Annotated in this window: 13 protein-coding genes; 12 read left to right on the top strand and 1 reads right to left on the bottom strand. The window is 34.5% G+C overall.

Going from position 1 to position 19,373, the window contains the following annotated elements; translation table 11 throughout:
• Nucleotides 1–5: 5 nt before the first annotated feature.
• The 12 genes from Q0800_RS11460 to azu all read left to right on the top strand — a co-directional run bounded on the left by Q0800_RS11460 (nucleotide 6) and on the right by azu (nucleotide 18,886).
• Nucleotides 6–3,362, top strand: a complete 3,357-nt coding sequence (locus Q0800_RS11460; RefSeq protein WP_299129734.1) for a VCBS repeat-containing protein — start codon at nucleotides 6–8, stop codon at nucleotides 3,360–3,362.
• Nucleotides 3,355–6,585, top strand: a complete 3,231-nt coding sequence (locus tag Q0800_RS11455; protein WP_299129731.1) for a VCBS repeat-containing protein — start codon at nucleotides 3,355–3,357, stop codon at nucleotides 6,583–6,585. The genes Q0800_RS11460 and Q0800_RS11455 overlap by 8 nt, the downstream gene beginning before the upstream one ends.
• Nucleotides 6,585–7,919, top strand: a complete 1,335-nt coding sequence (locus Q0800_RS11450) for a vanadium-dependent haloperoxidase (protein ID WP_299129729.1) — start codon at nucleotides 6,585–6,587, stop codon at nucleotides 7,917–7,919. The genes Q0800_RS11455 and Q0800_RS11450 overlap by 1 nt, the downstream gene beginning before the upstream one ends.
• Before the next feature lies 1 nt (nucleotide 7,920).
• The gene (locus tag Q0800_RS11445; RefSeq protein WP_299129727.1) at nucleotides 7,921–8,841 is read left to right on the top strand and encodes a GyrI-like domain-containing protein; all 921 of its coding nucleotides are present in this window, start codon (nucleotides 7,921–7,923) and stop codon (nucleotides 8,839–8,841) included.
• Between the two features lie 8 nt (nucleotides 8,842–8,849).
• A complete protein-coding gene (locus tag Q0800_RS11440) occupies nucleotides 8,850–9,479 on the top strand; it encodes a hypothetical protein (protein WP_299129725.1) in 630 nt (209 codons plus the stop codon).
• A 142-nt stretch (nucleotides 9,480–9,621) separates the two neighbouring features.
• Nucleotides 9,622–10,959 (top strand): MFS transporter, encoded by a 1,338-nt coding sequence (locus Q0800_RS11435; protein ID WP_299129723.1) that lies wholly within the window; start codon nucleotides 9,622–9,624, stop codon nucleotides 10,957–10,959.
• 14 nt (nucleotides 10,960–10,973) lie between these two features.
• Complete coding sequence (locus tag Q0800_RS11430) at nucleotides 10,974–12,194, top strand: MFS transporter (RefSeq protein ID WP_299129720.1); 1,221 nt, start codon at nucleotides 10,974–10,976, stop codon at nucleotides 12,192–12,194.
• Nucleotides 12,191–14,050, top strand: coding sequence for an alpha,alpha-trehalase (locus Q0800_RS11425; protein WP_299129718.1), 1,860 nt, complete (start codon nucleotides 12,191–12,193; stop codon nucleotides 14,048–14,050). The genes Q0800_RS11430 and Q0800_RS11425 overlap by 4 nt, the downstream gene beginning before the upstream one ends.
• 1 nt (nucleotide 14,051) lies before the next feature.
• Nucleotides 14,052–15,209, top strand: coding sequence for an MFS transporter (locus Q0800_RS11420; protein ID WP_299129716.1), 1,158 nt, complete (start codon nucleotides 14,052–14,054; stop codon nucleotides 15,207–15,209).
• A gap of 35 nt (nucleotides 15,210–15,244) precedes the next feature.
• The gene (locus Q0800_RS11415) at nucleotides 15,245–16,819 is read left to right on the top strand and encodes a glycerol-3-phosphate dehydrogenase/oxidase (RefSeq protein WP_299129714.1); all 1,575 of its coding nucleotides are present in this window, start codon (nucleotides 15,245–15,247) and stop codon (nucleotides 16,817–16,819) included.
• Nucleotides 16,820–16,825: 6 nt separating this feature from the next.
• A complete protein-coding gene (gene glpK, locus Q0800_RS11410) occupies nucleotides 16,826–18,316 on the top strand; it encodes a glycerol kinase GlpK (RefSeq protein ID WP_299129711.1) in 1,491 nt (496 codons plus the stop codon).
• A 54-nt stretch (nucleotides 18,317–18,370) separates the two neighbouring features.
• A complete protein-coding gene (gene azu, locus Q0800_RS11405; protein WP_299129709.1) occupies nucleotides 18,371–18,886 on the top strand; it encodes an azurin in 516 nt (171 codons plus the stop codon).
• A 1-nt stretch (nucleotide 18,887) separates the two neighbouring features.
• On the opposite strand, the gene Q0800_RS11400 is transcribed toward azu, so the two are convergent.
• Nucleotides 18,888–19,373: DUF1080 domain-containing protein (locus Q0800_RS11400; protein ID WP_299129707.1), on the bottom strand; the 486-nt coding region annotated here is incomplete at its 5' end.

Below are 19,373 nucleotides of genomic sequence, written 5' to 3'. Positions count from 1 at the left end.
AGAAAATGCTTAAGAAAACCCTAATAAAAATCTATTGTGCAAGTGTTATCTTTGTTGCAGTATCATGTAACGCTGAGGTTAAAACTGAAGATTCTATTGCTCAAACCGACACACTATTCACTTTACTACCATCAGATCAAACAGGTATAGACTTTAAGAATGAAATTGAGAATCAGAAGAATTTTAACATTTTTAAATATAGAAATTTTTATAATGGTGGTGGTGTTGCTATAGGAGATATTAATAACGATGGTTTAGCGGATATTTATTTAACGGCTAACATGGGCACCAATAAATTGTATCTCAATAAGGGAAACTTAAAATTTGAAGATATTACCGAATCTGCAGGAGTTGGTGGAGACAAACCTTGGTCAACTGGTGTGGTTATGGTAGATATTAATGCCGATGGCTTATTAGATCTCTACGTTAGTAATGCAGGCAACATGGAAGGAAATAACCACGATAATGATTTGTACATTAATAATGGGGATTTAACCTTTACAGAAAAAGCGAGCGACTTTAATTTAGCAAAGACTGGGTTTTCTACCCATGCCACATTTTTTGATTACGATAAAGACGGTGATTTAGATGCTTACATTCTTAATAATAGTAACATTCCGGTAAGTAGTTTAGGGTATGCTGAGCAACGCGATGTTAGAGCTCAAGATTGGGAAAACGTGCCTCATATTTTTAGAGGAGTTGGTGACATGTTGCTGCGTAATGAAGGCGATACATTCACGGATGTGAGCGAAGAAGCTGGTATTTACGGCAGCTTAATAGGTTTTGGTTTAGGTGTTATGGTTACGGATATCAACCATGACTCATTTCCAGATTTATATGTGTCTAATGATTTCTACGAGCGCGATTATTTCTACATCAATAACCAAGACGGTACATTTACCGAATCCATAAAGGATTACACATCTCACTTGTGCTTATCTGCTATGGGTGTAGATATTTCAGACATTAATAATGATGGACTTCAAGATATCTTTATAACCGATATGCTTCCAGAAAAAGAAGAGCGTGTTAAGGCTGTAATGGAATTTGAAGGCTATAATATTTTTGAAATAAAACAGAAAAAAGACTTTCATCAGCAGTACATTCAAAACACATTGCAATTAAATAATGGTAATGGTTCTTTTTCTGAAATAGCCTACTACAGTGGTGTAGAAGCTACGGACTGGAGTTGGGCAGGATTAATTTTTGACATGGATAACGATGGTTTTAAAGATATATATGTTACCAATGGGATTAACCATGATTTAACGGATTTAGATTTCGTTGATTTTTTCGCCAATGAAATCGTACAAAAATTAGCGCTCACAGGTAAGAAAACAGCTATTGATTCAATCATAGAAAAAATGCCAATAAAGCCTTTACCAAATTATGCGTTTCAAAATAATAAGGACCTTACTTTTAAAAATGCCTCTAAAGATTGGGGCATGGAGCAATTAAGTATGTCCAACGGTGTAGCTTATGGCGATTTAGATAATGACGGCGATTTGGAGATAGTGGTAAACAACGTAAATATTGAGGCTTTTGTTTATAAAAACAATGCAGAATCTATAACTAAAAATAATTACGTTAAATTGGTTCTTAAGGGAGATACTAAAAACCCATTCGCAATTGGTGCTAAAGTTAGATTGTATTTTAATGGTAATGAGCTGTACCAAGAGTTAATGCCATCTAGAGGCTTTCAATCTTCAATGGAATATCCATTAACAATTGGGTTGGGCGAACATAAGATTATAGATTCTCTAAGAGTTATCTGGCCCAATGATAAAACACAATTATTTAAAACTATAGAAGCAAATAAAACACTCAATTTAGCTCAGGCAGATGCAAAGGATACTTATTTACCTAAATTAAAAAGTGGTGTAAAGAAGTCATTTTTCAGCCCAATAGAAACCTCAAAATTTATTACACATAAAGAGAATAGTTTTAATGATTTTGACCATGAAGGCTTAATTCCTAGTAAGCTATCTCAAGAAGGACCAGCTGTTGCTGTTGGTGATGTAAATAAGGACGGTAATGATGATGTTTTTATTGGTGGAGCCAAAGGCCAAGCAGCACAACTTTATACACACCTTGGAGACGGTAAGTTAGTAAAGAATAATCAAAAAAGTTTTACAATCCATGCAGATCTTGAAGATATAGAGGCTGTATTTGTTGATGTAGATAACGATAATGACTTGGACTTAGTAGTAGGTAGTGGTGGAAATGAAAGTGTTGATAAAACCAAAAATGGTTTAAGAATTTATATAAACAACGGTAAAGGAGCTTTTAGTAATTCTGAAAAAGAACTACCTCAAACATTCACCAACGTCTCTGTAATAGCACCAAATGATTTTGATAAGGATGGAGATATAGATTTATTTGTAGGCTCTAGAAGCGTTATTGGAATTTACGGTATTAATCCTAACCACTTGTTTTTAGAAAATAGGGGAGATGGAAATTTTGTAGATGCCACAGAAAAAATTGCTTACCACACCAAGGATGCTGGTATGATAACGGATGCCGTTTGGACAGATTTAAATGATGATGGCAAAGAAGATCTTGTTACAACCTCAGACTGGGGGAATGTCAATGTATTTTATAATAATGGCAAGCAACTTGGGTCGTCTAAAACCAGTTTATCTAATCTTAATGGCTGGTGGAATACTTTATACGCTGAAGATTTAGATAATGATGGAGACAAAGATTTAATTCTTGGAAATAATGGGACAAATATTCATTATAAACCAAAACCCGATGCACCGCTTAAAATGTGGGTAAATGATTTTGATAATAACGGTACTATAGAGCAAATAATTACCCAACACAGAGATGGTAAAGATTATCCAATTCATCAGAAAAAAGAAATTACAGCCCAATTAGTGTCTTTAAAAAAGCAAAATCTTAAAGCATCAGATTATGCGTTAAGATCAATGGATCAGCTATTTTCTAAAGATTTATTAGATAAGTCTATTGTGAAGTCTGTCGATGTTGCCGAGTCTGTTATTGCTATAAATGAAGGTAATGGTGATTTTACCATAAAGTCACTACCAAACAAGGTTCAGTTTTCTTGTGTGTGCGATATTTCTTGTGCAGACGTCAATAACGACGGAAATTTAGATCTCGTAATGGGTGGGAATAATTATGAATTTAAACCGCAATTTTCTAGAATAGACGCCAGTTATGGCCATGTATTATTGGGCGATGGGGCATTAAATTTTGAATGGCAAGATTACGATACAAGTGGGTTTTTCATAAAAGGTGAGATTAAAAATATTTCTCCTTTAAAAGATAATAACGGAAATTTATTTTATATCGTAGGTATTAATAATAGCAAGCCTAAGTTACTTCGTGTAAATGAATAAACATCATTGGTATATAATCATTCTACTCGTCTTTACAAGTTGTAAAGATAAAGAGCGTTTATTCGATAATCCTAAAGCTTCTGATCTAGGAATCGATTTTGTAAATACCATTACAGAAACTGACGATCTAAACATTTTAGATTACCTCTATTTCTATAACGGTGGAGGTGTAGCTATAGGCGATATTAATAACGATGGTTTACCAGATGTCTTTTTTTCTGGCAATCAGGTTAAAAATGCATTATACCTCAATAAGGGTAATCTGCAATTCGAAAATATTTCTAAAAACGCAGGGATAGAAGGCATTAGCACTTGGAATACAGGATCCGTAATGGTAGATATTAATAATGACGGATTTTTAGATATCTATGTATGTGCCGTTGTTGGTATCAACGGATTTACAGGATATAACGAACTTTTTATAAATAACGGTGATAACACCTTTACTGAGCAATCAAAAAAATACGGATTAGACTTTGACACCTATAGCTCTAACGCAGCATTTTTGGATTATGATCAAGACGGTGATTTAGATATGTATTTACTCAATCATGCTGTTCATACTCAAGATTCCTATGGCCACGCTAATTTAAGACTTGAGCGAAACCAACAAACTGGAGATAAGCTCTTAAGAAATGATGATGGTTATTTCACTGATGTTAGTGAGGAGGCTGGCATATTTGGTGGTGTAAATAGTTATGGTTTAGGTATTGCTGTTAGTGATTTTAATAAGGATGGTTGGCCAGATATGTATATTGGAAATGATTTTCATGAAGATGATTATTTCTACATAAATAATGGAGATGGCACGTTTAAAGAATCATTAAGAGAATATTTTGGGCATACATCACGTTTCTCAATGGGTAGCGATGTTGCCGATATAAATGCAGATGGTTGGCCAGATTTAATGTCTTTAGATATGTTGCCAGAAGATGAAACGGTGTTAAAAAGCTCAGAAGGGGATGATAATATCCAAACGCAAAAAATGCGTTTAGAACAATATGGGTATCATTATCAGTTTACAAGAAACATGCTTTACCTTAACAGACCAAATAGTCATTTTGAAGAAGTAGCATTGCAGGCTAATGTTGCAGCTACAGATTGGAGTTGGAGTTCTTTATTCGCAGATTTTAATAATGACGGAAATCAAGATTTATTCATATCCAATGGTATTCCTAAAAGACCAAATAACTTAGATTATATCAAGTTTTTGTCGAGTAATCAAATTCAACAGAAAATAAATAATACGAAACTTGTAGACCAGGAAGCCTTAGATAATATGCCGTCTGGGAAAGTTCACAATTATATTTTTGAAGGATCAGATGATATCAGCTTCCAGAACATGTCAGATCGTTGGATAGCTAAGGATACTATTGCTTCTACAGCAACGGCGATTGCCGATTTGGATAACGATGGTGATTTAGATATTATAACGAACAATATTAATCAAGCCCCAACCTTATACATCAATAAAGGTTCAGAAAAACAAAACTTTTTAAAGATTAAGCTAAATTATACTGCTAAGAATAAAAATGGAATTGGGTCAAAGTTGTACGGATATACCGATGGCAATTTACAGTATCGAGAATTCTATACCATCAGAGGATTTCAGGCCTCATCAGAGCCATTTATTCATTTTGGACTGGGAGAATCTACGCAACTAGATTCTTTAAGAATAGAATGGCCAGATAAAACCTATCAGGTCTTATATAATTTAAAAGCGAATCAAACTCAAATTGTTTCACAAGAGAATTCTAAACCGATTCAATCTTTGGCTTTAGCATCAAATAATACTCTGTTTAAAAAAGTTGATAATAATTTGGGTATAGATTTTAAGCATAAAGAAGACAACTATACGGATTTTATTAGACAAAAATTAATGCCGTATCAAGCGTCCGATAGAGGGCCAGCTGTGGCAATAGGTGACCTTAATAACGATTCTAAAACTGATCTGTTTTTTGGTGGATCTAAGCGTGTTAAAGCTCAAATTTATATACAAAATGACTCTTTATTTGTGTTAAAGGAGGAGTCAAGTTTAAAAGCTTTAGCTATTAAAGAGGATGTAATTGCAGCCATTGCAGATTTTAATGGCGATAATAAGAATGATATTATTATAGGTACTGGTGGTGCTGATTTTTATGGTAAATCAAAATCGCTACTAGACACTTACCTAATTAACAATGATAGTTTGTTTGTTAACCAACAATTACCTGAGGCTTTTCAAAATTCTTCTGTAGTTAAAACTTCTGATATAGATGGTGATGGCGATTTAGATGTTTTTATTGGAAACCATATGATAACTTCAGATTTTGGTAAAGCACCCAAATCTGTAATTTTAACTAATGAAAATGGTGATTTTTCAGCGCAAAAATTAAATGCAGGAATGGTCACTGATGCCACATGGGATGATTTTGATAATGATGGTCAGAAGGATCTTATCGTTGTTGGCGAATGGATGACTCCAAAATTCTTTAAAAATCAAAATGGAGAATTAAAAGAAGTTAACCTAGTTAATGATGAACTGAACGGCTTATGGCAAAGTATTTATCCTTTTGATATTGATAATGATGGTGATACCGATTATTTATTAGGTAATTGGGGATTAAATTCAAAATTTAAGGCCTCTAAAATGTATCCGTTAAAGATGTATTATGCAGATTTCGACAACAATAAACAAACCGAAACTATTGTTTGCATAGAAAAAGAAGGAGCGTATTACCCTGTTATGGGACTAGACGACTTAAGTAGTCAATTAGTGTTTTTGCGAAAAAAGTTTAATACCTACGATAGTTTTGCTGGAAAGTCAATAAATGACATCTTCGATAAAGACATGTTATCTAAAGCAGAGATTTTAGAAGTACATACGCTTGCATCAGGGTATTTAAGAAATGACGGTGGTAAGTTTTCTTTTGTCCCTTTCGAAAGATCCTTGCAGACGTCACCTATCTTGGCATTTTTAGGTGCTGATTTTGATGGTGACAAACAAACTGAAGTTTTAGTGGCAGGAAATTATTTTGGTGTAAAACCTTACCATGGCAGATTCGATGGATTTTCTGGAGCTTTAATAAAGAATGACGAAGACATTAAGTTAGGTTATACTTTAGGGCTTAATTTACAAAATAAATCAGTTAGGCATTTAGATTTATTAAATGCTTTTGATAAAACGTATTTACTAGTTACATATAATAATGATGCCGCTGAGGTTTATGAAATTTTAAAATAATGAAGAAGTTTATCATATTAATAGTAGTTTTTATGACCTTATGGTCATGCCAAGATAAAGAAGACATTCAAGTGACATCAGAAGATTTTCATGCTTCTGTAGATAAGGTAACCCAGGTGATGGTGCATGATATTTTCTCACCTCCAGTTGCGAGTAGAATATTTGCGTATCCGAATATCGCAGCATATGAAATTATGGCGTATCAACAACCTGGATACAATTCATTGGTTGGTCATGTGGATGAACTACTTGCTATTCCAAAACCACAAGATACCACTCAGTTAAACTTTGAATTAGCAGCTTTGGTTGCACATATAGAGTTAAGTAAGCGTCTTATTTTTTCAGAGGAAAAGATAGAGACCTTTAGGGATAGCTTGTATACAAAATGGAATACAACCAACCCAACTCAATTTGAAAATTCAAAAAAATATGGTTTACAAGTTGCCGATTTTATTGGGCAATGGATGGATAAGGATAACTATAAAGAAACCAGGACTATGCCCAAATTTTCGGTGTATTCAGACGATCCTTCAAGATGGCAACCAACACCACCAGCATATATGGATGGTATTGAGCCGCACTGGAGTAAAATACGACCTTTTACAATGGATTCCGCAGCCCAATTTAAACCTGCACCTCCACCAGCGTTCTCGATGGAAAAGGGTTCAAAATTTCACAAAGAATTAGAAGAGGTTTACAACATTAGTAACGAGATAACAGCAAAAGGCGATAGCTCAGAGGAAGTGCAGATTGCACAATTTTGGGATTGTAATCCTTATGTTTCTATTACTCGAGGCCATTTAATGTTTGCAACTAAGAAGATTACTCCTGGGGCACATTGGATAGGGATTACTAAAATTGCTTGCAGAAAGAATGATTTAGATTTTATAAATACGGTAAACGCTTACACCAAAACGTCTATTGGTATTTTTGAAGGCTTTATTAGTTGCTGGGATGAAAAGTATAGAAGTAATTTAATTAGACCAGAAACTTTGATAAATCAGCATTTTGATGATAGTTGGAAACCGATACTACAAACCCCTCCGTTTCCAGAGTACACTAGCGGTCATTCTGTAGTTTCAGGATCTGCATCCACAGTTCTAACAGCAATTTTTGGAGATAATTACCAATTTGATGACGATACGGAAATCCCATACGGACTACCAATACGATCTTTCGAATCTTTTAATAAAGCTGCCGATGAAGCTGCTGTAAGTAGGCTTTACGGAGGTATTCATTACAGAGCTGCTATAGATATAGGTTTAACACAAGGACGACAGTTAGGACAATTTGTTGTCAATAAATTAAACATTACCCCTCTAAATAAATCATAAAATGATAAAAAAAATAATAGGAACTATTGTCATTAGCCTAGTGTTGGCATTGTTATTTTATTTGTTTTTATATCCGGCGGATTACAAAGTTACTTTTGAAGCAAAGGCCCTTCCTGGTACTATAAACCAATCGCTCAAAGCATGGAATAACGAAATACAAGGTGAAATTATTTCGCAGAATGGATTTGAAGACATTGAACAAACTATAAAATTTAAAGACTCCACACATTTGTATAAATGGAATTTTGATGTCATTAACGATTCTACATCAACGGTTAAGGTTAGCATTAAGGATAAAGATCATAGTGTAATGAATAGAATAAAAAAGCCGTTTTCGGAAATTCCTATGGCCTTACAAGCCTCAAAAACCGTAAACGATTTCTACAAGTTTTTAAATGAGCACTTAGAGACTATTAAAATTACGTTTGATGGAGAAAGTGAATTAAAATCTACCTATTGTGCTTACGTACCCTTAAAAGGCAAACAATCGGACAAAGCAAAAGGTATGATGCAAAATTATAGTTTATTAGCAAGCGTAATGGCTAGTAATAAAGTAGAATTAAATGGGCCACCATTTGTTGAAATTACACATTGGGATATAGAAAACGATAGTATAGATTACAACTTTTGTTTTCCTATTAAGCGATCTGATAAATTACCAGAACATAATCTTATAAAGTATAAACGCGTGTTTGCTAAAAAGGCTTTAAAGGCTACATACAATGGTAATTACATTACTTCAGACAGAGCATGGTACACCTTAATTAAAAAGGCTAAAGATCTTAATAAAGAAATTGAACTAACACCGGTTGAATATTTTTATAATAATCCCAATTTTGGTGGTGATGCACTAAAATGGAAATCAGAAATATTTATGCCAATAAAAAATAGTACATCTGACACTCCAAATATAAGTAGTTAATACAAATTATGATTGGTGATAAATTAACATACCACGCTAGTTTTAAACAAAATAATTTAGAAGTTATTGCAGCATTAAAAGATCAGCTCATTAACGGCGAGCGCCTATGCATTGCTGTTGGAGGAGAATCGGGTAGTGGTAAAACGTCTTTAGCCTATGCACTTCTTTTAGATATTGAAACCGAGCTAAATTTAAAAGGCTATATGTTTCATCTCGATGATTACTTTTTTTTACCTCCAAAAGATAATCACAACAAGCGTTTAGAAGCTATTTCTAATGTAGGGGTTTCAGAGGTCAATTTAGAACGACTAGATTTAGATCTTGAGCGATTTTTAAGTTCACAAGATCAACTAAAAAAACCACTTGTTAACTATCAAGAAAATACAAGCAATCAAGAAATAATTTACCCTAGTGACTTTCATTTTTGTTTAGTAGAGGGAACCTATACGATGCTACTTAAACAACCTGCTTACAAAATATTCATTGAAAATTCCTTTAAAGAAACTAAAGCTAATAGAGAAAAACGTGGGAGAGACATTATGGATGACTTCAATGAAAAGGTCTTAGAAATTGAGCATAATATTATTAAAGCACACGCTATGCATGCTGATAAGACTATAAGAAACAATAGTCTATAGAATTGTTTATATTTAGTCCTAGATCTAAGAATCAATCATAAACTTTTAATGTATGAAATGAGCCATAACAATGACTTGATATCCACCAAGATGTTTAATGGCGAATTCCATCTGACCAATTATTAACAATAAATATTAACAGATGAAACTAACTAAACCAAGATTATCTTTTTGGCAAATTTTTAATATGAATGTAGGATTCTTAGGAATTCAATACAGTTTTGGTCTGCAACAAACCGCAATTAATCCCATATTTTTATATCTAGGTGCCCCTGAGGATATGCTTCCTATTTTGAATATAGCAGGGCCTGTAACGGGATTAATCGTACAGCCAATTATTGGCGCCATGTCGGATAAAACTTGGTCCCCAAGATGGGGAAGACGTAAACCCTATTTCTTAATTGGTGCATTATTAGGAAGTTTGTGTTTGTTTGCTTTTCCACATAGTCCAGTACTTTGGTTTGCCGTAGGATTGCTATGGATTTTGGACGTTGGTAACAATATGGCCATGGAACCTTATCGTGCTTTTGTTGGTGATAAACTTCCAGAAAAACAACTAAGTCTAGGCTACCAAATGCAAAGTTTATTTGTTGGAGCTGGTATTCTTCTCGCCAATGGGTCAATTGTACTATTTCAATATTGGTTTGGTGGTGAATCTGTAGAAGAAGCAGGTACAATTCCGCAATGGCTGTACTATTCATTTTTTATAGGAGCATTTCTTTCACTTACAACAATTTTATATTCTGTTTTCAAGACTCCAGAGATACCACCTAGTGACGAAGAAATGGAAGAAATTAATCAGCTTAAAGGTTTACCGTTTAGTCAACGCGTATCACAACCATTCAAAGAAATTAAAGATGCTGTAAAAGATATGCCAAAATTTATGTGGAAAATTGCAGGTGTTTATCTTTTTCAATGGTATGCACTTTTTATTTATTGGCAGTTTACCACACCATTATTTAAAAAAACAATGGGATTTACTACGTCTGAAGCTGCTTCACAAGCTGCAAAGATGAGTTTAACCTATAATACAGTAACAATGGTAGTGGCTTTAATGCTAGTGCCTTTAACACTTCGTTTTGGAGGTAAAAAGGTTTATGCATTGAGTTTATTTGGTACAGCTATAGCACTGTTTTTAATACCTTATATCACAGATCCTAACTTAGTGTTAGTACCTATGGTTTTATTTGGTATTGGTTGGGCTGCCATGATGGGTATTCCTTATACTATGGTTTCCAAAATTGTGCCTCAAGATAGACGTGGCGTTTATATGGGAATTTTAAATATGATGATCGTTATTCCTATGGGAATACAAACCCTTAGTTTTGGACCAATATATAAATATATTTTGGGTGATAATGCTATTAATGCGATGCTGTTTGCAGGTGTATTTTTTGCTTTAGCGGCTTTCTTGGCAATGCGATTAAACGTACCAAAATCCTCGGAAAGCGCTGAGAGTTTAATAACTGAAGGGCAGTAAATAATTTAGTTATTATGAAAAACGCCGGAATTAAAATCTCTCTTTTTCTTATCTATTTTGTATTTGCAGCACTTTTAAATAGTGTTGGGATTTTAATTGAGCGGTCCATAGAGATTTATGGTGTCTCAAAATCAGATGCTTCTATTTTAGAGCCGTTCAAAGATTTATCTATTGCAGTTATGGCATTTTTGGTAGGCTCATTTTTACCTAGATTAGGTTTTAAAAAAGCCATGCTAATTAGTTTAGCCATTGTATTTATTGCATGTTTAGGTATGTACTTTGGTAATTCATTTTGGAGTGTTAAGCTTTTATTCTTAGCAACGGGTTTAACATTTGCCATAGTTAAAGTTGCGGTTTTTGCACTGATTGGATATATCACTGATACTAAAAAAGAGCACAGTTCTTTAATGAACCTTATTGAAACCGTGTTTATGCTCGGTATCATTTTTATGTATGTAGTGTTTCCTTTATTTTTTGATGAAACCGATGAAAACGCTTGGTTAACAGGTTATCTCTTAATGGCCACCTTAATAGCTGTTGCATTTGTAATTATACTTTTCTCAAAATTTAATGTTGAAACTGAACCCTCTAAGGGTATTGGCAACGATTTTAAAGACATGTTTACGCTGTTCTATAATCCTTTAATATGGATATTTGCCATTTTTGCGTTTTTGTATGTTATGACAGAGCAAGGTATTATGACTTGGCTTCCAACGTTTAATAAGGAGACCCTAAAATTAGATCCAAAATTAGGATCGCAAATGGCAGTATTACTAATGATATGTATAGCATTGGGAAGATTTTTAACTGGGATTTTAGCAAAACGTATTAAGTGGCTTTACATAGCAGTTACTAGTGTAGTTTTAGCTGTTATGCTTGTCCTTTTGGTACTGCCATTGGCTCAAAATATCGAATCTAAAGCGGTAGAATCAATAGCAGATTTGCCAGCAGTATCGTATTTATTTCCTCTTATTGGTTTGTTTTTAGCACCATTGTATCCATTAATCAATTCTACAGTTTTAACAAGTGTTGATAAATCTATGCATAGTGCATTAGCAGGTATACTTACATTCTTCTCAGCGGTTGGTGGTACAGTTGGGTCTTTACTTATAGGAAATCTTTTTGATAGTTTAGGTGGTGATCGTGTGTTTTACCTTTCGTTAATTCCTTTAGTAATCATTTTAATATCCTTTTTTATAATAAATAGACTTACAACATATCAGGTTCAAAAATGATTTTTGAGTTACATATTAAAACCACATTACTACAACTCTTAACTCAAGAAGATACCGATGGTGACAAAAAAATAACAATCGAAGATAAAGGGCCAAAAGTGTTCAACATTAATGCTCAAGATGGCACACCTTACGAGGTAATTGGGACCTACCAATTGTCAAATTTATTACAAGAGCTGGTTATTCAAAAGCAAGAAGGAAAGCAAATCGCTTCTTTTTCGGTAGATAAAATAGATGAACCTCCTGTAGATCGCGTATCTCGAATGATTAAAGATTATTACTGGAAAGGCCTAACGAGACGCATGGATAAATCTGGTATTAAGGCCTTAATTTCTGATACCAAGAACGAAACACTGACTACGGAAGTACTTTCTGTTTATGTTTCGCATTTAGACGCATTAGCCATTACATATTACCAAAGTCTTGAGGCTACCTTGCCAATCAAAACAGTTGTCCTTCCTGAGGATATCTCTCCAGTGTATGTAAAATCTATCAATGATAGGCCTGGGATTTTAAGCCTAAAATTAGAAGAAGTTAATGGAAAAATTGAAGGTGTTCCTTTTGTTGTGCCAGGCGGACGATTTAACGAAATGTATGGCTGGGATAGCTACTTTGAAGCCATAGGACTTATTTGTGACGGAAAAGTACATTTAGCAAAAGCCATGGCGGATAATTTTCAATATCAAATAGAACACTACGGAAAAATCTTAAACGCCAACCGAAGTTATTACTTAACCCGAACCCAACCTCCGTTTTACACCAGCTTAATTTCAGAGGTTTTTGAGGAAATTAAAGATCTAAATTGGCTAGCCAGTCATTTAAAAACTGCCATCAAAGAATATGAAACAGTTTGGATGGTTAAAGGAAAACGTTTAACACCAAACGGCTTAAATCGGTATTATGCAGAAGGTATTGGTATTCCGCCAGAGACAGAAGTAGGTCATTTTGATGAGGTTTTAGAGCATTATGCAAAAGATCATAAATTGAGTATTGAAGCATTTACAACTAAATACCAGTCTGGTGAGATTGTAGAACCCAATCTAGATATCTATTTTACACACGATAGAAGTTTGCGAGAATCGGGCCACGATACCTCTTGGCGTCTAGATGATGTCTGCGCAGATTTAAACACTGTTGGGCTAAACAGTTTACTTTATAAATATGAAGCCGATTTTGCACAACTAATTGCTCAATATTTTGATGGCGATTTCGAAGGTTACACTGATAAATATTGGATTGAAAAAATGAACAATCGTGCGCACCTCATAAACACACTAATGTGGAATAACCAGAAGCAGCAGTATTTCGATTACAATTTTATAAAACAAGAACAAAACTTTTTTGAAAGTGCTTCAAATTACGTTCCGCTTTGGGCAGGTTTTGTTGATAGCGATAAGGTGGCAGAAATAGTAAAAACCATGATGAAGACATTGAAGGAAGAAGGCGGTATTGCTGGTACATCTCGTGTTATGGATGCTAAGTTACCTAAAGGTGCTGTTCAGCGTCAATGGGATTATCCAAACGGTTGGGCTCCGCACCAAATGTTAATATGGAGAGGACTAAAGCATTATGGTTTTAATACCGAATTACAAGAACTCGTTTACCGTTGGTTGTTTATGATTACGCGTAACGCAGTGGACTACAATGGTACCATTCCAGAAAAATATGATGTCGTTGCCGCTACGCACAAGGTCTTTGCTGAGTATGGCAATGTAGGAACTCAGTTTGAATACATCACCCAAGAAGGCTTCGGTTGGATGAACGCTAGTTATCAATATGGACTTACTTTATTAGAGCCCAAGTATAGAGAAGCCTTAAATGAATTAAAGTCGCCTAATTCAATTTTTAAAAACTAAAATGAAATCACTTAAACTCATTCTCACAAATAAACGTTATTTCTCAATTGTTTGGGTATTTAGTTCTTTAAATATTATGATCGGTACTTGGGTGTTATATATTCCACAGGTTAAAGAAAAATTACAGCTAGACGACGCCCAAATTGGCTTTGCACTGTTCTGTTTAGCCCTTGGTTTATTGGTTTTTATTCCTATGGTACCAATTATTATCAATAAAATAGGATTGGGAAAAAGCACCTTTTTTGGTATATGTATTTTTAGTATTGTCTTTATTGGGCCACACATTGCGCCAAGTTATGTTTTACTATGTGTCGCTTTGTTTATTGTTGGTGTTTTTTCGGGTTTAACAGATATCGCAATGAACACGGTAGTCTCGGAAATTGAGCGGAAAGACAATGTAAATTTTATGTCTGCGGCGCATGGCTTTTTTAGTTTAGGTGGTGCTATTGGCGCCGTAATCGGTTCGGTACTCATTGGTGTTTTTGAAGTCGCTTTTTACCATGTGTTAATTATGACCATTTTTGTGATTATCACCAATGTATTACTCAACAAACAGTATTTCAAAATTAAGGAAGCGCAACAAGAATCTCAGGAAAAAGTAAAGCTACCAATTAAGCAATTGAAACCCCTATTTGTTTTAGGTTTTTTAGCCATGGTTATTATGGGTAATGAAGGTGCTATAGAACATTGGAGTTCAATTTATTTAACAGAAGTCGTTCATGTACATTCTGAAAATTTAGCAGGTATAGGTTTTACCTTATTTTCTATTATGATGACCATAGGGCGGTTCTTTGGTGATGGTATAAGTGCTAAAATTGGATCTGTAAAAATCGTAATTTTAGGATGTGCTTTGGCATCCATTGGATACCTATTTGTACTTTTAGAAAACCTTATTTTTAGTGTTATAGGATTTGGAATTATTGGGTTAGGACTGTCCGTTATCATTCCAGAACTCTTACGAATAGCAGGAACAACAGAAAATATCTCAGCATCGAAAAGCATTTCGTTTGTCTCTGGTGTTGGTTTTTTAGGATTTTTACTTGGACCGATAATTTTAGGTTATATTTCTAATGGTTTTAGTCTTAAGATGAGTTTTGTATTCTTATTATGTCTTTCAAGCTTAGCGGTAATTGTTTCAACATTAAAATTAAGAAAATAGGTAACACATCTTAATAAATCAGCAAAAGCTAATTTATGTTTAATAGAGATTTTCAATTAAAACAACTTAAATCAACCACTCATTTAGATATGGTTGTTATAGGTGGAGGAGCCAGTGGTTTAGGTATTGCAGTTGATGCAGCTTCAAGAGGATTTAAAGTAGCACTGTTTGAAGCTCATGACTTTGCCAAAGGAACATCGAGCAGAAGTACAAAATTGGTCCATGGTGGAGTTCGTTACTTAGCACAAGGAAATATTAAATTAGTAACCGAAGCTTTAAAGGAGCGTGGTCTTTTAGAAAAGAATGCAAGGCACCTGTTTAAAAGACAAGAATTCTTAATCCCTAGTTATCAATGGTGGCATAAATATTATTACGGTTTAGGATTAACCGTTTATGATTTGTTATCAAAAGGATTGTCTATAGGTACATCAAATGTAGTTTCGGCGAAAACAGCAAAGGATAAAATAGAAAATTTAAAACCGAAAGGACTTTTTGGTGGTGTAACGTATTACGATGGTCAGTTTGATGATGCTAGGTTAGCTTTAAATTTGGCACAAACGGCAGTTAACTTAGGTGCTATTGTAGTAAATCATTGTAAAGTAATTAATATGCTTTTGGATGAAAATTCCAAGATTAATGGAGTCGAGGTGAAGGACACCGAAACAGTTGAAATTTTAAAAGTAAAATCTACGGTCGTAGTTAACGCAACAGGTGTCTTTTCTAATAAAATAATGAAATTGGCTGGGCGAAAGAAAAAAGAGCTCAAAATAGTACCAAGTCAGGGTATTCATTTAGTTTTAGATAAGGCCTTCTTAAAAGGATCAACGGCATTAATGGTGCCTAAAACTAGCGATGGCAGGGTTCTGTTTGCAATACCTTGGCATAATAAAGTAGTGGTTGGTACAACAGATACACCAATTAAAAAGCCGAGTTATGAGCCAAAACCTTTAGAAACGGAGATTGATTTTATTTTAGACAATGCCTCAGAGTATCTTACAAAAAAACCTACACGAAATGATGTGCAGTCCGTATTTTCTGGGCTAAGACCGTTAGTTGCGCCAGAAGGTGACAAGAGTAGTACCAAAGAAATTTCTAGAGGGCACAAAATCATTCAATCCGAAAGCGGTTTACTTTCTATAGTAGGTGGTAAATGGACTACCTATAGAGAGATGAGTAGAGATCTTGTTAATGAGGCTATTGATTTATACGGACTTCGAAAAGTAAATACAAAAACAAAGACGTTATCAATTCATGGAAATTTGTCAGAACATGAAAAAGAAAAACTGAATAAAGAACTTTGGTATTACGGTAGTGATGCTGTAGAATTAGATCAATTTATAAAATCTAATGACAGCTACAATCAGATTATTCATCCAAAATATAACTTTACAAAAGGACAGGTTATTTGGGCAGTGCGGAAAGAAATGGCAAGGACTATTGAAGATGTTCTGGCCAGACGAATGCGCTTACTATTTTTAGATGCTTTAGCTGCGGTAGATAGTGCGGAGCTTGTGGCAAACATACTCCAAAAAGAATTGGGTAAATCTGAAGACTGGAAAAAAGAGCAAATCATAACATTCAACGAGGTAGCATCTGTTTACTTAATCTAAACTAATATGGCAGAAAAATTAATTTTAGCCTTAGACCAAGGCACAACATCGAGTAGATCTATTGTTTTTGATACGCATGGCAATAGTCTTAAAGTTGCGCAGCAAGATTTTGAACAAATATTCCCAAAAAACGGATGGGTAGAGCACAATCCAAAAGCCATCTGGGAGTCTCAACTTAAAACTATTGAGCAAGTGCTAATATCTGATGATATAAGCGCCAAGAATATAGCAGGTATAGGTATAACAAATCAACGAGAAACCACTATAGTTTGGAATAAGCGTACAGGTGAGCCCATATACAATGCCATAGTTTGGCAAGATAGAAGAACAGCATCTTGGTGCAATGCGTTAAAAGACAAAGGTTATGATGAGTTAATACAAAAGAAGACAGGGTTAATATTAGATGCCTACTTTTCAGCATCAAAAATTAAGTGGATTTTGGATAATGTTACAGAAGCCAAAACATTAGCAGCAGATCATAATTTATGTTTTGGTACTGTAGATACTTGGTTAATATATAAGTTAACTGAGGGCGAAGTTTTTGTAACCGACGTAAGTAATGCGTCTAGAACCATGATTTATAATATTCATAATCTAGAATGGGATAAGGAATTGTTGGAGCTTTTTGAAATACCAGAAAGCATGTTACCTCAAGTAAAATCCTCATCCGAAATATACGGTCATACAAAGTTGTTTAATGCTAGCATTCCCATTGCTGGTATAGCAGGAGATCAACAAGCGGCTTTATTTGGACAGCTGTGTACTAAAAAAGGAATGGTTAAAAACACTTATGGTACAGGGTGCTTTTTGCTTATGAATACAGGAGAGAATCCTGTAATCACTAATAACAAACTGTTAACAACAATAGCATGGCAAATAAGAGGTGAAACCCATTACGCATTAGAAGGCAGTGTGTTTGTGGGAGGTGCAGCTGTACAATGGTTAAGAGATGGATTAGATCTTATTGATGATGCTGAAGAGATTGAGGCATTGGCAAGTAAGGTGGAGGATAGCGATGGGCTTATAGTAGTGCCAGCTTTTACTGGTTTAGGAGCGCCTCATTGGGATCCGTATGCGCGCGGAAGTATACAGGGAATCTCTAGAGGAACTACTAAGTCTCATATTGCCAGAGCAACTTTAGAGGGTATTGCCTTACAAGTTTATGATATTGTTAAGGCAATGGAAAATGATTCTGGTACGGATTTAAAAGAACTTAGAGTAGATGGAGGTGCGTCAGCAAATAATCTTTTATTACAAATTCAGTCTAATGTTTTTCAATGCAACGTTGTAAGGCCAACAAACCTTGAAACTACAGCTTTAGGTGCAGCATATCTTGCAGGTTTGGCTGTTGGAATTTATAAGGATAAGTCAGAAATACGCCAGCAATGGCAAAAAGATAAAACGTTTTCTCCTAATATAGACGACCAAAAACAAGTTCAATTAGTAAAACAGTGGCATAAAGCTGTTAAAAGAAGTAAAAATTGGGTGACAGAATAGTTCATTTTTAGTTACTTTGTAAATCCATAAAGTGATATCACTAATAAATTTAAAATGAAAACATACTTAAATTTCAGAATTGTCTTAGTAGCATTAGTAAGCTTAACTTTTTTTAATTGTGGAGGAAAAGAGGAAAAAAAAGAGGAAAATTCTATTTATGATTATAAAAAAGAGGACACTTCTAAAAAAGATTCTAACGTAGCAGTACTTGGTATTGTTGCCGATGATAATATGCAATTTGATAAAAAAGAATTACGTGTTAAAGCCGGGCAAAAAGTGAAGTTAACTTTAAAGCATAGCGGTAAAATGGCTGCAAATATTATGGGACACAATATTGTTATTTTAAAACAAGGAACAGATAAGGCAGCTTTTGCGGCTAAAGCTGCAACAGCGAGAGATAACGGTTACATACCAGAGGGCACAGACCAAGTTATTGCCTACACAAAAATGATTGGTGGAGGTCAAATTACCACAGTTGAGTTTGAGGCTCCAGAAGCTGGAGAGTACGATTTTATTTGTAGTTTTCCTGCACACTTTGCGTTAATGCAAGGCAAATTTATTGTAGAATAAATTACTGCTTATCTAAGTTTAGCAATAATATATTCTTAAATTCTATTGGGTGGCTTTCGCTCTGAAAAGAGATGTAACCACCTTTAACGCTTTCACCTTCTTTATCTAATAATGTATTGTATTGGCCACCAATAACTGGATTTGAATACGTAATGACTTCCTTGCCATTAACAAAATGGCTTATTAATGAATCGTTGTAAACTTCAACTTCTATATCTATCCATTCTTCACCATAAAAAGTTTTAGAAGTGGAATTAATACAATGTGTAGTTTCAAGTTCGTCATTTAAAGTGACGTGTAAACCTGGAGTACAGAGATTGGCAGTTGGTCGTTTAATACCTTCTTCTAATCCGCCTAAGAGTTGAGCCTCTAAAGATACCGGAAATCCTTGATTTATTTTCATGCTTTGAGGTGATTGACAATGTAGCATCACTCCACTGTTTTTAGTCGCCCAAGCTTGGCCGCCTAAAGCTTGTTTACCAACAAA

Source organism: uncultured Winogradskyella sp. (assembly GCF_937958655.1).
Classification (GTDB): domain Bacteria; phylum Bacteroidota; class Bacteroidia; order Flavobacteriales; family Flavobacteriaceae; genus Winogradskyella.
Note: the sequence above shows the minus strand (reverse complement) of the source record. Positions and strands in the feature narration are given on the sequence as shown.

What these genes read in the sequence shown, in the direction of transcription:
- Q0800_RS11450 (WP_299129729.1), top strand. Translation starts at nt 6,585, where the DNA reads ATGAAGAAGTTTATCATATTAATAGTAGTTTTTATGACCTTATGGTCA.
- Q0800_RS11430 (WP_299129720.1), top strand. Translation starts at nt 10,974, where the DNA reads ATGAAAAACGCCGGAATTAAAATCTCTCTTTTTCTTATCTATTTTGTA.
- Q0800_RS11455 (WP_299129731.1), top strand. Translation starts at nt 3,355, where the DNA reads ATGAATAAACATCATTGGTATATAATCATTCTACTCGTCTTTACAAGT.
- Q0800_RS11445 (WP_299129727.1), top strand. Translation starts at nt 7,921, where the DNA reads ATGATAAAAAAAATAATAGGAACTATTGTCATTAGCCTAGTGTTGGCA.
- Q0800_RS11435 (WP_299129723.1), top strand. Translation starts at nt 9,622, where the DNA reads ATGAAACTAACTAAACCAAGATTATCTTTTTGGCAAATTTTTAATATG.
- Q0800_RS11420 (WP_299129716.1), top strand. Translation starts at nt 14,052, where the DNA reads ATGAAATCACTTAAACTCATTCTCACAAATAAACGTTATTTCTCAATT.
- glpK (WP_299129711.1), top strand. Translation starts at nt 16,826, where the DNA reads ATGGCAGAAAAATTAATTTTAGCCTTAGACCAAGGCACAACATCGAGT.
- Q0800_RS11415 (WP_299129714.1), top strand. Translation starts at nt 15,245, where the DNA reads ATGTTTAATAGAGATTTTCAATTAAAACAACTTAAATCAACCACTCAT.
- Q0800_RS11440 (WP_299129725.1), top strand. Translation starts at nt 8,850, where the DNA reads ATGATTGGTGATAAATTAACATACCACGCTAGTTTTAAACAAAATAAT.
- Q0800_RS11460 (WP_299129734.1), top strand. Translation starts at nt 6, where the DNA reads ATGCTTAAGAAAACCCTAATAAAAATCTATTGTGCAAGTGTTATCTTT.
- azu (WP_299129709.1), top strand. Translation starts at nt 18,371, where the DNA reads ATGAAAACATACTTAAATTTCAGAATTGTCTTAGTAGCATTAGTAAGC.
- Q0800_RS11425 (WP_299129718.1), top strand. Translation starts at nt 12,191, where the DNA reads ATGATTTTTGAGTTACATATTAAAACCACATTACTACAACTCTTAACT.